The organism is Bacteroides zhangwenhongii (genome assembly GCF_009193325.2).
GTDB lineage: Bacteria > Bacteroidota > Bacteroidia > Bacteroidales > Bacteroidaceae > Bacteroides > Bacteroides zhangwenhongii.
Map to the genome: position 1 here is coordinate 1,926,254 of NZ_CP059856.1, position 17,288 is coordinate 1,943,541.

The following is a 17,288-nucleotide window of genomic DNA, read 5'->3' on the forward strand; positions in this document are numbered from 1 at the left end:
TTGCAAAGTCAAAGTCCTAATTCTTGGCGAAGAAACTTAGGTGTATATCCTTTAGAGCTCTTCGCAACTTCTTCGGGTGTCCCGCAACTAAGGAGTTCTCCCCCGCCTTTACCACCTTCCGGCCCCATATCGATGATATAATCCGCCATTTTAATAACGTCCAGATTATGCTCGATAACGATAACTGTATTACCTTTATCGACTAGTTTGTTCAATACTCCCATCAGCACCCGTATATCCTCAAAATGAAGTCCGGTAGTCGGCTCATCCAAAATATAAAGTGTTTTGCCCGTATCCCTCTTCGACAGTTCCGTAGCCAGTTTCACACGCTGGCTCTCGCCACCGGAAAGAGTGGTAGAAGATTGACCTAACTTAATATAGCCCAATCCGACATCTTGCAAAACTTTAATTTTATTGAGAATCTGCGGAACATTTTCAAAGAATTCCACAGCACGATTGATTGTCATATCCAGCACATCGGCAATGGATTTCCCCTTAAAACGGACTTCCAACGTCTCACGGTTGTAACGTTTGCCATGACATACTTCACAGGGCACATATACATCCGGAAGGAAGTTCATTTCAATCGTCTTATAACCGTTTCCCGAACACGCTTCGCAACGCCCGCCCGCTACATTGAAGGAGAAACGTCCCGGCTTGTAACCACGAATCTTAGCCTCCGGCAATCCAACGAACAAATTACGAATGTCCGAAAATACGCCTGTGTAAGTAGCCGGGTTGGAACGAGGAGTACGTCCCAACGGAGACTGGTCAACATCCACCACCTTATCTATATATTCCAGTCCTTCAATAGAATCGTACTCTAAAGGATCTTGCAAAGAACGGTAGAATTTCTGTGAAAGAATCGGTTGCAAGGTTTCATTAATCAAGGTGGATTTTCCACTTCCCGATACTCCTGTTACGCAAATCAGTTTGCCTAACGGGAACTCCACATCTACATTTTTCAGATTATTTCCTTTCGCTCCTTTCAACAAGATAGACTTTCCGTTTCCTTTTCGGCGTTTGGCTGGAACTTCTATCTTCATCTGTCCGTTCAAGTATTGCGAAGTCATTGTACTGGTTTTCAGCATCTCTTGTGGAGTGCCTGCAAAAACCACTTCCCCGCCAAGACGACCGGCCTTCGGTCCCATATCGATGACATAATCGGCAGCAAGCATCATATCCTTATCATGCTCTACCACGATCACGGAATTACCGATGTCCCGAAGTTCTTTCAAAGAATTGATAAGGCGCAAATTATCACGTTGATGCAGACCGATACTCGGCTCGTCGAGAATATACAACACATTCACCAACTGCGAACCGATCTGAGTGGCCAAACGGATACGCTGGCTTTCTCCTCCGGACAGACTAACGGAACTACGGTTTAAGGCAAGATAGTCCAACCCTACATCTAACAGGAACTTCAAACGTGTACGAATTTCTTTCAAAATCTCCACTGATATCTTTTTCTGCTTGTCGGAAAGAAATTCATCCACCTTCATCAACCAGTCGTACAACTCGTTGATATCCATATTCGCCAGCTCATTGATATTCTTATCATGGATACGGAAATGCAATGCCTCCTTATTCAAACGGGCTCCCTTACATTCGGGGCAAACAGTGGTTTTAGCAAATTGTTCCGCCCATTTCTGCGCTGTTGCGGATGCGTCTTTCTCCTGCAACATCTGGATGTACTTCACAACACCTTCATAGGTAACAAAATAGTCGGAGGAAGTACCAATCAACGAACTTTTGATCTTAATCCGTTCATCAGAACCATAGAGAACTTCTTCGATGGCATCATCCGGCAATTCCTTGACCGGAGTTTTCAATGACGCATCGTACTTTTCCAGCAAAGCACTGATTTGCCAGAAAATCATGGCATTTTTATATTTTCCCAAAGGTGCGATTGCCCCCTCATAAATGGAAAGTTCACGGTCGGGAATCACCTTATCCACGTCAATCTGATTGACAACGCCCAGCCCTTTACATTTCGGGCATGCTCCCTGCGGGGAGTTGAATGAAAAGTTATGCGGGGCAGGTTCGCGATAAGAAAGTCCTGTCACAGGACACATAAGACGTTTACTATAATGACGGATACTTTCCGACTGGGCATCTAAAATCATCATCAAACCGTCTCCCTGACGCATGGCAGTCGCCACACTTTGTTTCAGCCGCCGGTCGTCTTTTTCGGTCACCACCAGTTTATCAATCACCACTTCCACATCGTGATTCTTATAACGGTCGAGCTTCATTCCATGCGTTACTTCACGCACTTCACCATCCACCCGGACATATAAATATCCTTTTTTTCGCACCTGCTCGAACAGTTCCCTGTAATGTCCTTTACGTGCACGAACCAGCGGGGCAAGCAAATAGATCTTCCTTCCTTTATAGTCTTTCAGGATCAAGTCCAGAATCTGTTCTTCGGTGTATTTCACCATTTCCTCGCCGGACAAATACGAATAAGCTACTCCGGCACGGGCATATAGCAGACGGAGGTAGTCATAGATCTCAGTCGTCGTACCCACCGTAGAACGGGGATTCTTGTTCGTCGTTTTCTGCTCAATGGAAATCACTGGGCTCAAACCTGTGATTTTGTCGACATCCGGACGCTCCAGATTACCCAGAAAATTGCGGGCATACGCTGAAAAGGTCTCAATATAGCGGCGCTGCCCTTCTGCAAAAATCGTATCGAAAGCTAAAGAAGATTTCCCACTGCCGCTCAATCCGGTGATGACAGTCAGACTGTTACGGGGAATCTCGGCGTCAATATCCTTCAAATTGTGCACGCGCGCACCGTACACATTAATATATTCTGTTTCCTGCATATTCATATCCTTCATAAATGCTGCAAAATTAATGTTTCCGCCCGAAATATGCTCCTAAAAAAGCACAATATTATTTTCTTAACTCAAATCTTATGAAGATATAGGGCATTATTCGTACCTTTGTTCCTTGATTTCAAGAACCAATAGTTATAATTTGATGAAACCGATAAACCGAATATTCTTATTTCTGCTTTTTATAAGCGTTTCATACGCCGTCAGTTATGCACAGGAGAATCAATCCTATTTCTTGCATACCATCGAAAAAGGACAAAGTTTATATTCTATATCCAAGATGTACAATGTCACAACATCGGATATTATCCGTTTGAATCCCGGTTGTGACGAGAAAATTTATGCCGGACAAACCATTAAAATTCCCAAAGGAAAAGAAAGCCAGAAAGGAGAAACATTCCATACGATTCAAGCCGGAGAGACACTGTATAAACTGACAACAATGTACAATATATCCGCTAAGGATATATGTGAAGCGAATCCGGGATTGAGCGCTGAGAATTTCCGTATCGGACAGGTGATCCTTATCCCGCAAAAGGAGAAGGAACAGGTCGTTACCGTCCAAAAACCGACTGAGCAAAGTAATATTCAAGGTCCTGTGGTTCCCAGATGCAAAGAAATGCATAAAGTGAAACGCAAAGAAACAATCTTTAGCGTAAGCCGCGAATACGGAATCAGTGAAGAGGAGCTGATTGCCGCTAATCCCGAACTTAAAAAAGGGATGAAAAAAGGACAACTACTTTGTATCCCCTACCCGGCGGCAACAACCACGCAACCCACCCCCAAAGAAGATCCATACGCTATCCCTCCAAGTAACAGCGAACTTTTCCGCGAAAGTAAGGAGACTCCCAAGAAGATGTCGACCATTAAAGCCGCATTGATACTGCCTTTCCAGGAAGACAAACGTATGGTGGAATACTACGAAGGTTTTCTTATGGCAGTGGATAGTCTGAAACGTACAGGTACTTCTTTGGATTTATATGTATATGACAGTGGAAAAGAGGTTTCTACCTTGAATGCGATTCTTTCAAAGAACGAGATGAAGAAGATGGATGTTATTTTTGGCCCGATGCATCAGAACCAAATCAAGCCACTGTCTGATTTCGCAAAAAAGAATGATATACGTCTGGTGATTCCTTTCTCTCAAAAGGGTGAAGAGGTATTCAATAATCCGGCTGTTTATCAGATCAATACACCGCAATCCTATTTATATTCAGAAGTTTACGAGCATTTCACACGTCAATTTCCCAATGCGCATGTTATCTTTATCGAGCCTATCAGTGCCGACAAAGAAAAGGCTGAATTTATCAGTGGCTTGAAACAAGAGCTAAAGAATAAGGGCATCTCCATGCAAACGGTCAATGAGAATGCTACAAAAGAAACGTTGAAAGCAGCGCTCCGCAATGATAAGGAGAACATCTTTATTCCTACCTCAGGAAGAAATGTATTGCTTATTAAAGTACTCCCGCAATTGACGCTGTTAGTCAGAGATAATGCAGGACAGAACATCCATTTGTTCGGCTATCCGGAATGGCAGACTTACACGAGAGATCATTTGGAAAGTTTCTTTGAACTGGACGTGTATTTCTATTCTTCGTTTTATACGAACACACTATTCCCAGCTGCCGTGCAGTTTACCAACGCTTACCATAAATGGTACAGTAAAGACTTAATCAGCAAGTATCCCAATTATGCAATGCTTGGTTTTGACACCGGATTCTTTTTCTTGAAGGGATTGTCACGTTATGGCTCGGAACTTGAAAATAATCTGTCTAAAATGAATCTGACTCCTATTCAAACCGGCTTCAAATTCCAACGTGTGAACAATTGGGGAGGATTTATTAATAAGAAAGTGTTCTTCATTCGTTTCACTAAAAACTTTGAATTAGTAAAACTTGACTTCGAATAATACGGAAAATGATAAAGATAAAACCATTTTTGATCGCAGGCCTTCTGCTAACAGGATTCACTCTCTCCGCCACTGCTCAGATCGGAGAGGCACGAAGCAATTTTTCTGTAGGTGTCAACGGAGGTGTCAACTTAAATAGTGTATCCTTCACTCCTACCATCAAACAGAACAGCCTGATGGGAATAACCGGAGGATTGACAGCCCGTTATATTTCTGAAAAGTATTTTGCCATGATTTGTGGGGCACAGGTCGAACTGAACTTCTCACAACGAGGTTGGGATCAATTATTTGAAATCGTGTCACTAGACGATAATGGAAATGAAGTGACTTCCAAAGATCCAAGTAAAACTTATACCCGCAAGATGACCTATATCGATATTCCTTTTCTTGCCCACCTAGCTTTCGGACGAGACAGAGGATTGCAATTTTTCATTCATGCAGGCCCGCAGATAGGCTTTTTGATCAGTGAATCGGAAACAATAAAAGGAATTGATATGAATGAGTTGTCAAGTACCCAAAAAGCGGTATACGGTACTAAGATTCAGAATAAATTTGATTATGGCATTACCGGAGGCGGTGGTGTAGAGCTTAGAACGAAAAAAGCCGGTAGTTTTATAGTGGAAGGACGTTATTATTTTGCCTTATCCGATTTCTACAAGACAACCAAAAAGGATTATTTTGCCCGTGCAGCGCATGGAACAATTTCAATAAAGCTCACTTATTTATTCGATTTGAAGAAATAAAATCCTCCTACACGAAAAAAAATTCCACATTTGCAATGCATCGTTTTAGAGATGCCAAAGCGTAGCTTTAGATAGCAAAAAGCATAGCTTTATAGGAGTTAAAGCTATGCTTTTTGTCTATTATATTATTAACGAATTACTCAGAGAGTATAGAGAAAACTTTATCTTAATCTATCCGCAGCCTTTACCATCACTTCATCACGTCCGATAGCACGAACAGCCAATATATTCAGAATAATGGAAACAAGCGGCAAACACAAAGCCCACCCTACCCGAAACATATTCGCATCATTCTTCAATGCAAAATAGAAAGCAAGAAAAGCAATGTAATAGCCTACCAGCAATAAGCTGTTGAAAATCGTCATACGTATCTGCAACATACGATTTTTATATAAAAAAATTGTAGCTACGGCAACAATAGTACTAAGCAATAAGATGCAGAATAAGCCCCATGTAGACTCGTAAGCACCGTTTATTTCTATTCCTAGAGCTTTAAAAGAGTGCTCTCCCATCGCATCAGTAAAATACCCCATCGGCAAGCACATTGCTGTAATCAGCAAACCTGTAACAATCAGTAAATAAACTGTTTGAATTCTTTGAATCATAAATAGTATAAATAGTAGTTGAGTTAAACAATAATAGCCAAGCAATAAGGAGCAGGGATTGTCATCCCACTTACTACTTGACTATCAATTCTTTCGTCAGAAAATAAATTACTGAAGTTTTTCCTTCTCTTTAGCCGGATTTCTATAATATATTTTCCCTTCGATGTATTCTTGCGTAGCAATCAGGTCCGGTTTCGGCAACTTCTCATAATAACGAGAAATCTCGATTTGCTCTCTATTTTCAAACACTTCTTCCATGTTGTCAGTATAAGAAGCAAACTCTGCCAATTTCTTAGAAAGATCGTTCTTGATTTCCACACTAATCTGATTAGCACGCTTACCAATAATGGCAACTGTTTCATAAACATTCCCTGTATCGGAGCAGAGTTCCATCATGTCACGGGTTACCGTTGTAGTAGGAGCATTCGTCTTTTTGTAGTCCATAAATCTATTTAAATTTAGTCTTTAATTACTTTCTGTGATTCATTGAAAATTTTCTCAGCCTCTTTCAGATATTTGCTTTCCGGAAACTCATTCTTAAAAGCATAATATTCATCGATTGTCTCACGATAACGATCCATTTTCTTATCTTCCACGCTATAAATAGCCATCTCATGCCTTGCACGCAGAATCAAGATGGAAAGTTCTTCGCGATAATCAGTATAAGGATAATCCTTCAGTGCATTTTGAGCCGTGATGACACAAGACTCATAGTTGTTGCCCAAATAATTACCCAAGTTATAATATAATTTGGCTGAATAAAGTTCTTTCAACACCAACTTATCCTGCAAAGCAAAAATCATATCCTGTGCCTCTTGCTTTTTACTACTGTTCGGGAAATATTCCATGAACATCTGCAATTGTTGGATAGCCTGATAAGTACTTGACTGATCCAAACGTGGCTCCGGAGTATCCAAAAATAACGCTTTACCTGCATGGAAACGTGCCAATTCAGTAAAAGTTCCACGGGGATATGTATTAAAATAGGTGATAAAAGTCTGAGCCGCAGTCTGATAATCTTTTTGATTATAATAACTCATGCCCAACATATACAAAGATTCTTCCGCTTTATCCGTTCCTTTAAGAATAGTAATCAATTCGTTCAACAAAGTAGCCGAACGGTTATACTGTCCTTTTGCAAAATAGTTTTTAGCGGCTTCGTACTTGTATTCGTAATCGGTGCTTTTCAGCAATTTATTATACTCCCCACATGAAGTGAGAGTAGCTGCCGCAAGCAAAGTTATAATGATATTTTTCTTCATCCTATTTTAAAATATTGCGCAAAGTTACTTATTCGCAGGGAATTTAGCAATTAATCTATGTTTTTTAATACATAAAAGGCGTTAAACATCGACAAATGGGGAGAAAAAGACGATTAAAGTCTATACAAATCGCTAGCCGCCAGCAGATCGACTTTCTTTTCTTTCAACACCTCAATACATTTATCCAGATCGCTAGGACGAATCACTACATTGGCCACATTATTATTGGCAAACGAGTACATATATTCGATAAATACCCCTTCGGCAGACAAATATCCCAATACAGTTGCCAAAGCTCCCGGCACATTAGGACAACTGATTCCGACCACATCGGTCACATTTACTGCAAAATGATTATCCTTCAAAGCTTTATATGCTCTATCCGGATCGGACACAATTCCGCGCAAAATACCGAAATCAGCATTTTCAGCGATGCACAAAGCAGAAAGATTGATACCTTCTTTCGCCAGCACTTCAGTCACTTCCGTCAAACGGCCTGACTTGTTTTCCAAAAAGATAGAAAGTTGTTTTGCTACCATAATCGTAGAGTATTAATTTTAAGTTTTAAAGTTTTCTGTTATCAATCACCCGTTTCGCTTTACCCACACTGCGTTCAATGCTACGTGGTTCTACCAGCTTCACATTGACTCCCAATCCGAGTACACTCTGCAGACGCGCACCCAATTTCTTCTTCAGAGCCAACATCTTATTGATTTCATCAGAATAGAATTCCGGTCGTACTTCTACTTGAAGTTCCATCGTATCGGTATTATTCTCGCGTCCCACTATCAGCAGATAATGCGGTTCAAATTCCGCCATTTCAAGAATAACGGATTCTATTTGTGTCGGGAATACATTGACACCACGAATAATCAACATATCATCACTGCGTCCCAAGATACGATCCATGCGTACCAATGTACGTCCACAGGAACATTTGTCATAATGTAGAGCGGTAAGGTCGCGCGTACGATAACGGAGCAGCGGCATACCTTCCTTTGTAAGGTGGGTAAACACCAGTTCGCCTGTTTGACCGGGTTCTACCGGCTGTAATGTATTCGGATCAATAATTTCGGGAAAGTAATGGTCTTCATTCAAGTGGGTTCCATGCTGGCATTCACACTCGTACCCCACACCCGGTCCGGCAATTTCACTCAATCCATAAATATCGTATGCCTTAATGCCCAGCTTTTCTTCAATCTCATGGCGCATATTTTCCGTCCAAGGTTCTGCACCGAAAGCACCGACTTTCAGCTTAAACTCCTCACGCGGATAACCCGAATCCTTAATCGCATCTGCCAGATACAATGCATAAGAAGGTGTGCAACAAAGTACTGTCGAACCGAAGTCATGCATCAACGTTATCTGCTTTTCAGTGTTACCGCTAGACATCGGAATCACAGAAGCTCCGATATTTTCGGCTCCGGCATGTGCCCCCAGTCCGCCTGTGAAAAGTCCATATCCGTATGATACTTGAAAAATGTCCGATCGGCCTGCCCCGTATGCGGTAAAGGCACGAGAAATACATTCCGCCCATGAAGACAAATCCTTACGAGTATAGCCGACAACCGTCGGTTTTCCCGTCGTACCGGATGAAGCATGGATACGTACGATCTGACTCATCGGCACAGCACAAAGCCCGAACGGATAATTATCTCTTAAATCATGTTTCGTGGTAAACGGCAGTTTCACAATATCATCAATGCTATTGATATCGTCGGGAGTGACTCCCATTTCCTGCATCTTCTTCCGATAGAAGGGTGTGTTGTGATAAACGTAATCTACAATTTTCTTGAGTCGTATGCTTTGAATCTTACGAAGACTCTCACGATCCATACACTCAATGCTCTCATTCCAAATCATGCTTTTCATTATTAAAATTAAAAAATAGAGAATCGAGAATGAAAGGGAATTATCTGCTTCTGCAATACTTTTTAATTTTCAATTCTCAATTTTCAATTATTTTGTTGCAAAGTAAAGGATTTATTTGGAAAAATGATTTGTAATCTCGATTATTTTGCCGAATATTGTTCCAATTTTAGAATTAACTATGAATTTTGAACTAACATCAGCTTATAAACCTACCGGAGACCAGCCGGAAGCAATCGCACAACTGACTGAAGGGGTACTTCAAGGAGTTCCCGCACAGACTTTATTGGGGGTCACAGGATCGGGAAAAACATTTACCATTGCCAATGTAATCGCTAATATCAATAAGCCGACATTGATTTTGAGTCATAACAAGACGCTGGCTGCCCAATTATATGGAGAGTTTAAGGGATTCTTTCCGAATAATGCGGTGGAATATTACGTTTCTTACTACGATTATTACCAGCCGGAAGCCTATTTGCCTAGCAGCGATACTTATATAGAAAAGGATCTTGCCATCAATGACGAGATAGACAAGCTCCGTCTCGCCGCAACTTCCGCCCTACTCTCCGGACGAAAAGACGTAGTGGTGGTCTCTTCCGTTTCCTGTATCTATGGCATGGGAAACCCTTCGGACTTTTATAAAAATGTGATTGAAATAGAACGGGGGCGCATGATTGACCGCAATGTTTTCCTTCGCCGCCTGGTAGACAGTCTGTATGTCCGCAACGATATCGACCTTAATCGTGGTAATTTCCGCGTCAAAGGAGATACTGTGGATATTTATCTGGCATATACGGACAACCTGTTGCGCGTCACATTTTGGGGAGACGAGATTGATGGCATAGAGGAGGTAGACCCAGTCAGCGGAGTCACTGTCGCCCCCTTCGAGGCTTATAAGATTTATCCCGCCAATTTGTTCATGACTACTAAGGAAGCAACCCTCCGAGCCATTCATGAGATAGAAGATGACTTGACCAAACAGGTCGCTTTCTTTGAGTCTATCGGCAAAGAATATGAAGCGAAAAGACTATACGAGCGTGTCACATACGATATGGAAATGATTCGGGAATTGGGACATTGCTCCGGCATTGAGAATTATTCCCGCTATTTCGACGGTCGTGCTGCAGGTACCCGTCCTTATTGTCTGCTGGATTTCTTTCCGGACGATTTTCTGATTGTCATTGACGAAAGCCATGTCAGTGTTCCTCAGATCCGTGCAATGTACGGAGGCGACAGGGCACGTAAAATCAATCTTGTGGAGTATGGTTTCCGCCTACCTGCCGCCATGGATAACCGACCGTTGAAATTTGAAGAATTTCAGGAAATGGCGAAGCAAGTGATCTATGTCAGCGCTACACCGGCAGACTATGAACTCATCCAATCCGAAGGGATTGTAGTGGAACAGGTAATCCGTCCTACCGGATTGTTGGACCCAATTATTGAAGTACGCCCGAGCTTGAACCAGATCGATGATCTGATGGAAGAAATTCAACTGCGTATTGAGAAAGAAGAGCGTGTTCTTGTCACTACTCTTACCAAGCGCATGGCGGAGGAGCTAACTGAATATCTCCTCAACAATAATATAAGGTGTAATTATATTCATAGCGACGTTGATACCCTCGAACGTGTAAAAATCATGGATGACCTCCGACAGGGAATTTACGATGTGCTGATCGGGGTCAATCTGCTACGTGAAGGTCTCGATTTGCCGGAAGTATCTCTTGTAGCTATCCTTGATGCAGACAAGGAAGGCTTCCTTCGTTCCCATCGTTCGTTGACGCAGACAGCCGGACGTGCAGCGCGTAATGTGAACGGAAAAGTAATCATGTATGCCGATAAAATTACGGACAGCATGAGACTGACCATCGACGAGACCAATCGTCGACGAGAGAAACAGTTGGCATACAATGAGGCAAACGGCATTACTCCACAGCAGATCAAGAAAGCGAGAAACTTGGATGTATTCGGCAACGCTAATTCGGAAACAAATGAATTGCTGAAAGAAAAACAAGCCTATATTGAACCGACAACTCCGAACATTGCGGCAGATCCGGTAGTACAGTATATGAGTAAAGCACAAATGGAAAAGAGTATCGAACGTACGCGCAAACTAATGCAGGAAGCAGCCAAAAAGCTTGAATTTATTGAAGCTGCCCAATACCGTGACGAATTATTAAAATTGGAAGACTTAATGAAAGAGAAATGGGGATAGATTTCCCCACTTCTCTCCTACTACAAACTTGATTGCCAAGCATAGAAAATCTTAACAAACCTGTATCACGGCATCCATTCCGTTAATTAGAGTTATAAAAACACTTATCAATGACTGATAATTTGCAAAGTTGCCGGAAGTCCGTATCTTTGCATTGTGTTTTTCATAGTATTAGATTTAAGGTTAACAAAGGTTGGAGCAAGGCGTTGCTCCTTTTTTTATGTCTATACGTTATCTTCGTATTCAAAGTGCTTTCTCAATCGCTTTCTTTATCAACGGTTCCATGATATCATATCCTTCACTGTTCGGATGTACTCCGTCTTTTGTATATTGAGGATTCAATGCTTGATTCTCAGAAACAACCAATGCTTGATAATAATCCACATACGGAATTTTATTTGCTTTTGCATAAGCCTCTATCCGATCATTTAAAGATTTAATCTTCTGAGGAGCATCTTTAATTTCCATTCTCCACTTGAATGCAGCGGCAGGAAGTACGGAAGTCAGAATAACTTTAATCTTATTCGCTTTAGCCAATTCGACCATGGAGATGATATTTCCAAACGTATAATCTTCATTATAAGCCTGTGTATTTTCGGCAATATCATTTGTTCCGGCATTAATCACTACTAAAGCAGGAGAAAGATTAATCACATCTTCCCGAAAACGTAACAAGAATTGATAAGAAGTCTGCCCACTGATTCCGCGACCAATATATCCATTTGTCTTGAAGAAGTCCGGATGAGTCCTTACCCAACCTTCAGTGATGGAATTTCCCATAAAAACAACCCGTTTATCTTTTTTTGTCGCTTGCGGAAGCGCAGCATTTTGTTTTGAATAACGAGCTAAATTTGCAAAATCCTTTTTCTGTGCATAGCTCTCTCCCATTGAGAAGCTTAAACAAATAATTGCCAACAGTAACCATTGATACATTCTTCTTTTATCCATATTTATATTAGGTATTAGTAATAGATATTGGACGCAAAGATAAAAAAATCTCTGTACATAGACAGTAAAATTCCGAATAACCGTTAAGACAGGAATGCATTTTCTTAATCTATGTTATATAACATACATTTTTTCTTGGATTATTTGCAAATATCACAGAAGTCCGTATCTTTGCAATGTGTTTTTCATAGTATTAGATTTAAGGTTAACAAAGGTTGGAGCAAGGCGTTGCTCCTTTTTTTATATCTATACGTATAGGATCTATCGTAAAATAGAAACAATCAATTCAAATAACTAAATCCAATGGAACAACAAATTCAACTCAACGATCACAACAAGCAGGAATACCCTCCTATGCATACAGCAGAGCATTTACTCAATGCCACCATGGTGAAAACCTTTGGCTGCCCACGTTCTCGCAATGCCCACATCGAAAGGAAAAAGAGCAAATGTGACTATATACTTTCGTCATGTCCGACAGCGGAACAAATCCAGTCTATTGAAGATAAAGTGAACGAGGCAATCAGTCAGAACCTACCTGTGACAGTTGAGTTTATGACTCATGAACAGGCCAAAGACATCGTAGATTTAAGTAAGCTACCTGCCGATGCAAGTGAAACTCTTCGCATTGTCCGCATTGGAGATTATGATGCCTGCGCCTGCATCGGATTGCATGTATCCAATACTTCTGAAGTGGGTACCTTTAAAATCATTAGTCATGATTATGACAAAGAAAGGCAAACACTAAGAATAAGGTTCAAACTGATCGAGAAGAAGTAAACAGGTTATCAAATTAATATCTATCTTATATAAAATAAATAAAAACAGAATACATTTTGTCACCTATATTGCAAATTTGGCATTATTACAATGACAAATAGACAATTTAAGTCTCCAAAAGCTCTTGGCATAAGGTTTGCATTTATAGAAGCGAACAACGGTTCGAGAGCGGACGATGGAAGGCGGGACAACCGATACCATCGGAAGTGAAAACGCCGAGGTTCAAAATTTATTAATTGAATGTTTAACTTAAAGATAGGAGACTAAAATTATGATGCCTGTTAGAAGAACTCAAGGTTGGTTACCAAGTATCTTTAATGATTTCTTTGATAACGATTGGATGGTAAAAGCAAATGCTACTGCACCTGCAATTAATGTTTTGGAAACAGAAAAAGAATACAAAGTGGAATTGGCTGCTCCTGGTATGACGAAGGATGATTTCAATGTTCGCATTGATGAAGACAACAACCTCGTTATCAGCATGGAGAAGAAGGCTGAAAACAAGGAGGAAAAGAAAGACGGTCGCTATCTGCGTCGCGAATTCTCATACTCTAAGTTCCAGCAAACAATGATTCTACCGGACAATGTGGACAAAGAAAAAATTGCCGCATCCGTAGAACATGGTGTTTTAAACATCGAACTTCCGAAACTCTCTGAAGAAGAAGTGAAGAAGCCCAATCGGCAAATTGAAATAAAGTAATCTATATACCACCTAAAATGGTGGTAGAGTAATCTAAACAGCTCTTCTCAAAAAATGAGAAGAGCTGTTTTTGTATATACTCCCCACACAAGAACAACGTTTATTAATTAATATAAAGAAAAAGAGAAGAATTATCAGGTTTATATTAAAAAATTGAATACATTTGCAGTATTTTTAAGATAATATTAATAAAACTATTAAAACAAAACTTATGAAGAAGTTAGTATTTATTTTATTTGCCACTCTATTAATGGCGGGAAATTTATTTGCACAAAACAAACCGACAAAAGGTTCATGGAGCACAGAAGTCCAAATTAACCCCTTTGATCAGGATGGTGAAACTTTTAGTCTAGATGGTCTAAAAGTACGTTATTTCTTTAGTGATAAAGATGCTGTTCGATTAAAAATCGGAATCAAATCAATAAATTCAAAATATACAAACGATGAGTTCGATGAAGACACTGAAAGTAGTTATAACGAAGAATACAAATATAAAATGGGAAATTTTAATATCGACTTCGGTTATGAACGCCACTTTGACTTATGGAAAAGATTGGATGCATATGTAGGAGGTAGTATTGGATTTGGAAAGAATTTTGCATCTACAAAAGTTAAAGACTATTCAAAAACAATATCCAATACATACAATGGAGAAGAAATAATTGAAACGTCAAAAACAGGAGAACTAAAGAACGGTGCCATCGTCAGTGGAGATAATAGTGGCAATATATTCGAGCAAGCCCAAAGAGCAACATTGAACATCAACGCTGCTATTTTTGCGGGTGTAGAATTCTATATTTATAAAGGACTTTATATCGGAACAGAATTAGGACTTGGTTGTCAGTCAGCCAAAACATTGAAAATGGAATATGACGCAACCTCTATCACTAAAAACACCGTAAATGGTCAAACTACTACTCACGAAGATTCTATAAATGAAGAAACAACCGATAATTACCGGGTAACGAATTTTAAAACATACATCGAACCTAGATTACGTATTGGTATTACATTCTAAATAAGAAGCACTAAAAGAACAAAGGCGGGCAAAGAATAAAGTCTTTTGCTCCGCCTTTGTTCTTTTAGAGTATTCTCTTTGCAGCATAATACTAATTACTTATTCTTATGATAACTAAGCACCGCCCAAATATTGAAGACAACAACAAACAATAATAATATACCCAATTGTGGCAATAGGTCCACAAAACCACTCCCCTTTAAATACACCATTCTCATCACCTCCATAAAATATCTCAAAGGATTGAATATCGTTATTAGTTGAGCCCATTCAGGCATACTAGTAATCGGTGTAAACAAACCACTCATCAAAATTACAACCAACAAACAAAACCACATAACAAACATAGATTGTTGCATCGTTGCCGAGTAGTTGGAAATAACAAGTCCGAAACCGGACATTACCAGAACGAAAAGAACTGCGAAAAAGTAAATTAATAGAAAATGACCGACTGGCACTATGCCATAAATTAACCAGGCTAATATGAAACATACAGTCAGCACCACAAAACCAATCAACCAGTAAGGCAAGAGCTTTGCCAAAATAAAGATAAACTTCGGAACCGGCGTCACATTGATTTGCTCAATCGTTCCTACTTCCTTCTCGCTAACTATATTCAATGCAGGCAAGAAACCACAAATCAAAGTTAATAACATGACCATCAATGCCGGAATCATATAGAGTTTATAGTTCAGATTCGGATTAAACAACCCCTGTGTATCAATACCTATCGAAGGGAAAGCACCGGAGACTGTAGCAGTTGCAGGATATTCCGAACGCAGCTCGGCTGCATAATCATTAATAATAGAAGATAGGTAAGAACTCCCCAGCCCTCCTTTTGTCCCATTCACAGCATTGGCTGCTATCAGTATGTGAGTATCTTCTCCATTCATCCAATCCCGTTCCAGATGCCGCGGAATTTCCATCACAATATCCGCCGTTCCAATTTCAATATTCCGCAAGCCTTCTTCATACGAAGCCGGCACTTCCACCAGACGGAAATAGGTAGAGGCGGCAATCTTATTGACTAAACGTTGTGAAATAGCCGAATGGTCATTATCCACAATATTCAGCTGTATATTCTTGATTTCCAGATTTACCGCCCAAGGCATCAGCAGCATAATCATGCATGGAAATACAAGAATCAATTTCGGAAGAAACGAATTGCGAAGCAATTGTTTAAACTCTTTTTCTATCAGGAACTTTATCATAAATAATTCTTCCATTTATCAATCTGCCCATTAGCACACTGTATAGTATTCATGCAGCCAATTGGCATATCGACCTATTATTCCAATCTATACTTAAATTTCTTGATACTGATCGTAATAAGTACCGTCGCCATCAATAACAAGATACCAATCTCTTTATACACCAATGCAACTGGTACTCCTTCAATCATCAGTTTACGCACAGCCTGTATATACCAACGTGCCGGAAGTATATCCGAGATCCATTGAAGTATCACCGGCATACTCTCTATAGGGAAAATCATGCCCGATAAAAGCATCGTGGGCATCATCAGCATCAATCCGGAAACCAGCATGGCCGCAACCTGTGTACGTGTGACTGATGAGATCAATAAGCCCAATGCCAAGGATACGAAAATAAACAGCAAAGATACCGTGATTAACCAGAACAAACTTCCTACCACCGGAACATCCAACACAAAGACCGAAAGCAAAAGGATCGTTATCAGATTGACGAACGACAGCACAAAATAAGGTACAGCCTTTGCCAAAATAATAAATAGCGGCTTCACAGGTGAAACTAATAATACTTCCATCGTGCCTGTTTCTTTCTCACGAACAATGGAAATCGAGGTCATCATGGCGCAAATCAGCATCAGGATCAAGCCCATCACTCCCGGAACAAAGTTATAAGCACTCTTCATCTGCGGGTTATAGAGCAATTTGATATCAGGAGTCAGGCGGGCAGCCGACATATTCGGGGGAATCATCTCCTGGCCTACCATAGAAACGATTCCTGTCGCATAATTAACTTGCGAAGTCGACATATTGGGATCTGTTGCATCTACTATCAGCTGTACATGAGCATCACCCGTATAGAGATCATCCGCAAACCGTTCGCTAAAGACAATCGCCATATCAACTTCATTCTTTAGGAAAGCAGCTTCCATTTCCTGGGGCGAATGAAAACGTGCAGTAACGGTGAAATACTCACTGGCATCCAAACGATCAATTATTTTTCGCGTTACCACATCATTAGAAGGATCGAGCACCGCCAACCGAACATTCTTCACTTCCGTGCTGATAGCAAAACCGAATAGAATAATTTGCACGACAGGCATCCCCAACAAAATCAGCATGGTTCGCCGGTCACGGAAAATATGATAAAACTCTTTCTTTATAAAAGCTATAAACTGTTTCATA

General features: G+C 40.4%; 15 protein-coding genes. 6 read left to right on the forward strand and 9 right to left on the reverse strand.

From position 1 onward, the window contains the following. Positions 1–8: 8 nt before the first annotated feature. Positions 9–2,834, reverse strand: a complete 2,826-nt coding sequence (gene uvrA / locus GD630_RS07775) for an excinuclease ABC subunit UvrA (RefSeq protein WP_029425935.1) — start codon at positions 2,832–2,834, stop codon at positions 9–11. Between the two features lie 157 nt (positions 2,835–2,991). Between uvrA and GD630_RS07780 the strand changes: the two genes are divergently transcribed. After that, positions 2,992–4,755, forward strand: a complete 1,764-nt coding sequence (locus GD630_RS07780; RefSeq protein WP_143866819.1) for a LysM peptidoglycan-binding domain-containing protein — start codon at positions 2,992–2,994, stop codon at positions 4,753–4,755. 8 nt (positions 4,756–4,763) lie between these two features. Beyond that, positions 4,764–5,498, forward strand: a complete 735-nt coding sequence (locus GD630_RS07785; RefSeq protein ID WP_017143043.1) for a porin family protein — start codon at positions 4,764–4,766, stop codon at positions 5,496–5,498. 161 nt (positions 5,499–5,659) lie between these two features. Here the strand turns inward: GD630_RS07785 and GD630_RS07790 are convergent, their stop codons facing one another. The 5 genes from GD630_RS07790 to GD630_RS07810 all read right to left on the reverse strand — a co-directional run bounded on the left by GD630_RS07790 (position 5,660) and on the right by GD630_RS07810 (position 9,228). After that, the gene (locus GD630_RS07790; RefSeq protein ID WP_143866821.1) at positions 5,660–6,103 is read right to left on the reverse strand and encodes a DUF4293 domain-containing protein; all 444 of its coding nucleotides are present in this window, start codon (positions 6,101–6,103) and stop codon (positions 5,660–5,662) included. Positions 6,104–6,211: 108 nt separating this feature from the next. After that, on the reverse strand, positions 6,212–6,547 hold the full coding sequence (locus GD630_RS07795) for a DNA-directed RNA polymerase subunit omega (RefSeq protein WP_007752374.1): 336 nt from the start codon (positions 6,545–6,547) through the stop codon (positions 6,212–6,214). Positions 6,548–6,561: 14 nt separating this feature from the next. Continuing rightward, positions 6,562–7,365, reverse strand: coding sequence for an outer membrane protein assembly factor BamD (locus GD630_RS07800; RefSeq protein WP_143866823.1), 804 nt, complete (start codon positions 7,363–7,365; stop codon positions 6,562–6,564). Between the two features lie 113 nt (positions 7,366–7,478). Further along, the gene (locus GD630_RS07805) at positions 7,479–7,904 is read right to left on the reverse strand and encodes an amino acid-binding protein (RefSeq protein WP_143866825.1); all 426 of its coding nucleotides are present in this window, start codon (positions 7,902–7,904) and stop codon (positions 7,479–7,481) included. 25 nt (positions 7,905–7,929) lie between these two features. Beyond that, entirely contained in the window at positions 7,930–9,228 is a 1,299-nt protein-coding gene (locus tag GD630_RS07810; protein WP_007761233.1) for a phenylacetate--CoA ligase family protein, read from the reverse strand. Positions 9,229–9,415: 187 nt separating this feature from the next. Between GD630_RS07810 and uvrB the strand changes: the two genes are divergently transcribed. Continuing rightward, positions 9,416–11,449: an excinuclease ABC subunit UvrB gene (uvrB, locus tag GD630_RS07815; protein ID WP_017143046.1), complete on the forward strand. Its 2,034-nt coding sequence runs from the start codon at positions 9,416–9,418 to the stop codon at positions 11,447–11,449. A 243-nt stretch (positions 11,450–11,692) separates the two neighbouring features. On the opposite strand, the gene GD630_RS07820 is transcribed toward uvrB, so the two are convergent. Then, a complete protein-coding gene (locus tag GD630_RS07820) occupies positions 11,693–12,397 on the reverse strand; it encodes an SGNH/GDSL hydrolase family protein (RefSeq protein WP_182505735.1) in 705 nt (234 codons plus the stop codon). Between the two features lie 303 nt (positions 12,398–12,700). On the opposite strand from GD630_RS07820, the gene GD630_RS07825 reads away from it, so the two are divergent. From GD630_RS07825 to GD630_RS07835, 3 genes are all read left to right on the forward strand, one after another. Further along, entirely contained in the window at positions 12,701–13,177 is a 477-nt protein-coding gene (locus GD630_RS07825; protein ID WP_143866829.1) for an alanyl-tRNA editing protein, read from the forward strand. A gap of 271 nt (positions 13,178–13,448) precedes the next feature. Further along, positions 13,449–13,877: an Hsp20/alpha crystallin family protein gene (locus GD630_RS07830; RefSeq protein ID WP_143866831.1), complete on the forward strand. Its 429-nt coding sequence runs from the start codon at positions 13,449–13,451 to the stop codon at positions 13,875–13,877. Positions 13,878–14,088: 211 nt separating this feature from the next. Beyond that, positions 14,089–14,895, forward strand: a complete 807-nt coding sequence (locus GD630_RS07835) for a hypothetical protein (RefSeq protein WP_143866833.1) — start codon at positions 14,089–14,091, stop codon at positions 14,893–14,895. A gap of 95 nt (positions 14,896–14,990) precedes the next feature. Here GD630_RS07835 and GD630_RS07840 read toward each other — a convergent pair whose 3' ends face one another. Beyond that, positions 14,991–16,106 carry an ABC transporter permease gene (locus GD630_RS07840; RefSeq protein WP_143866981.1) on the reverse strand — a complete coding sequence of 372 codons (1,116 nt, stop codon included), beginning with the start codon at positions 16,104–16,106 and terminating at the stop codon, positions 14,991–14,993. Between the two features lie 77 nt (positions 16,107–16,183). Then, on the reverse strand, positions 16,184–17,287 hold the full coding sequence (locus GD630_RS07845; RefSeq protein WP_143866834.1) for an ABC transporter permease: 1,104 nt from the start codon (positions 17,285–17,287) through the stop codon (positions 16,184–16,186). Position 17,288 lies beyond the last annotated feature (1 nt).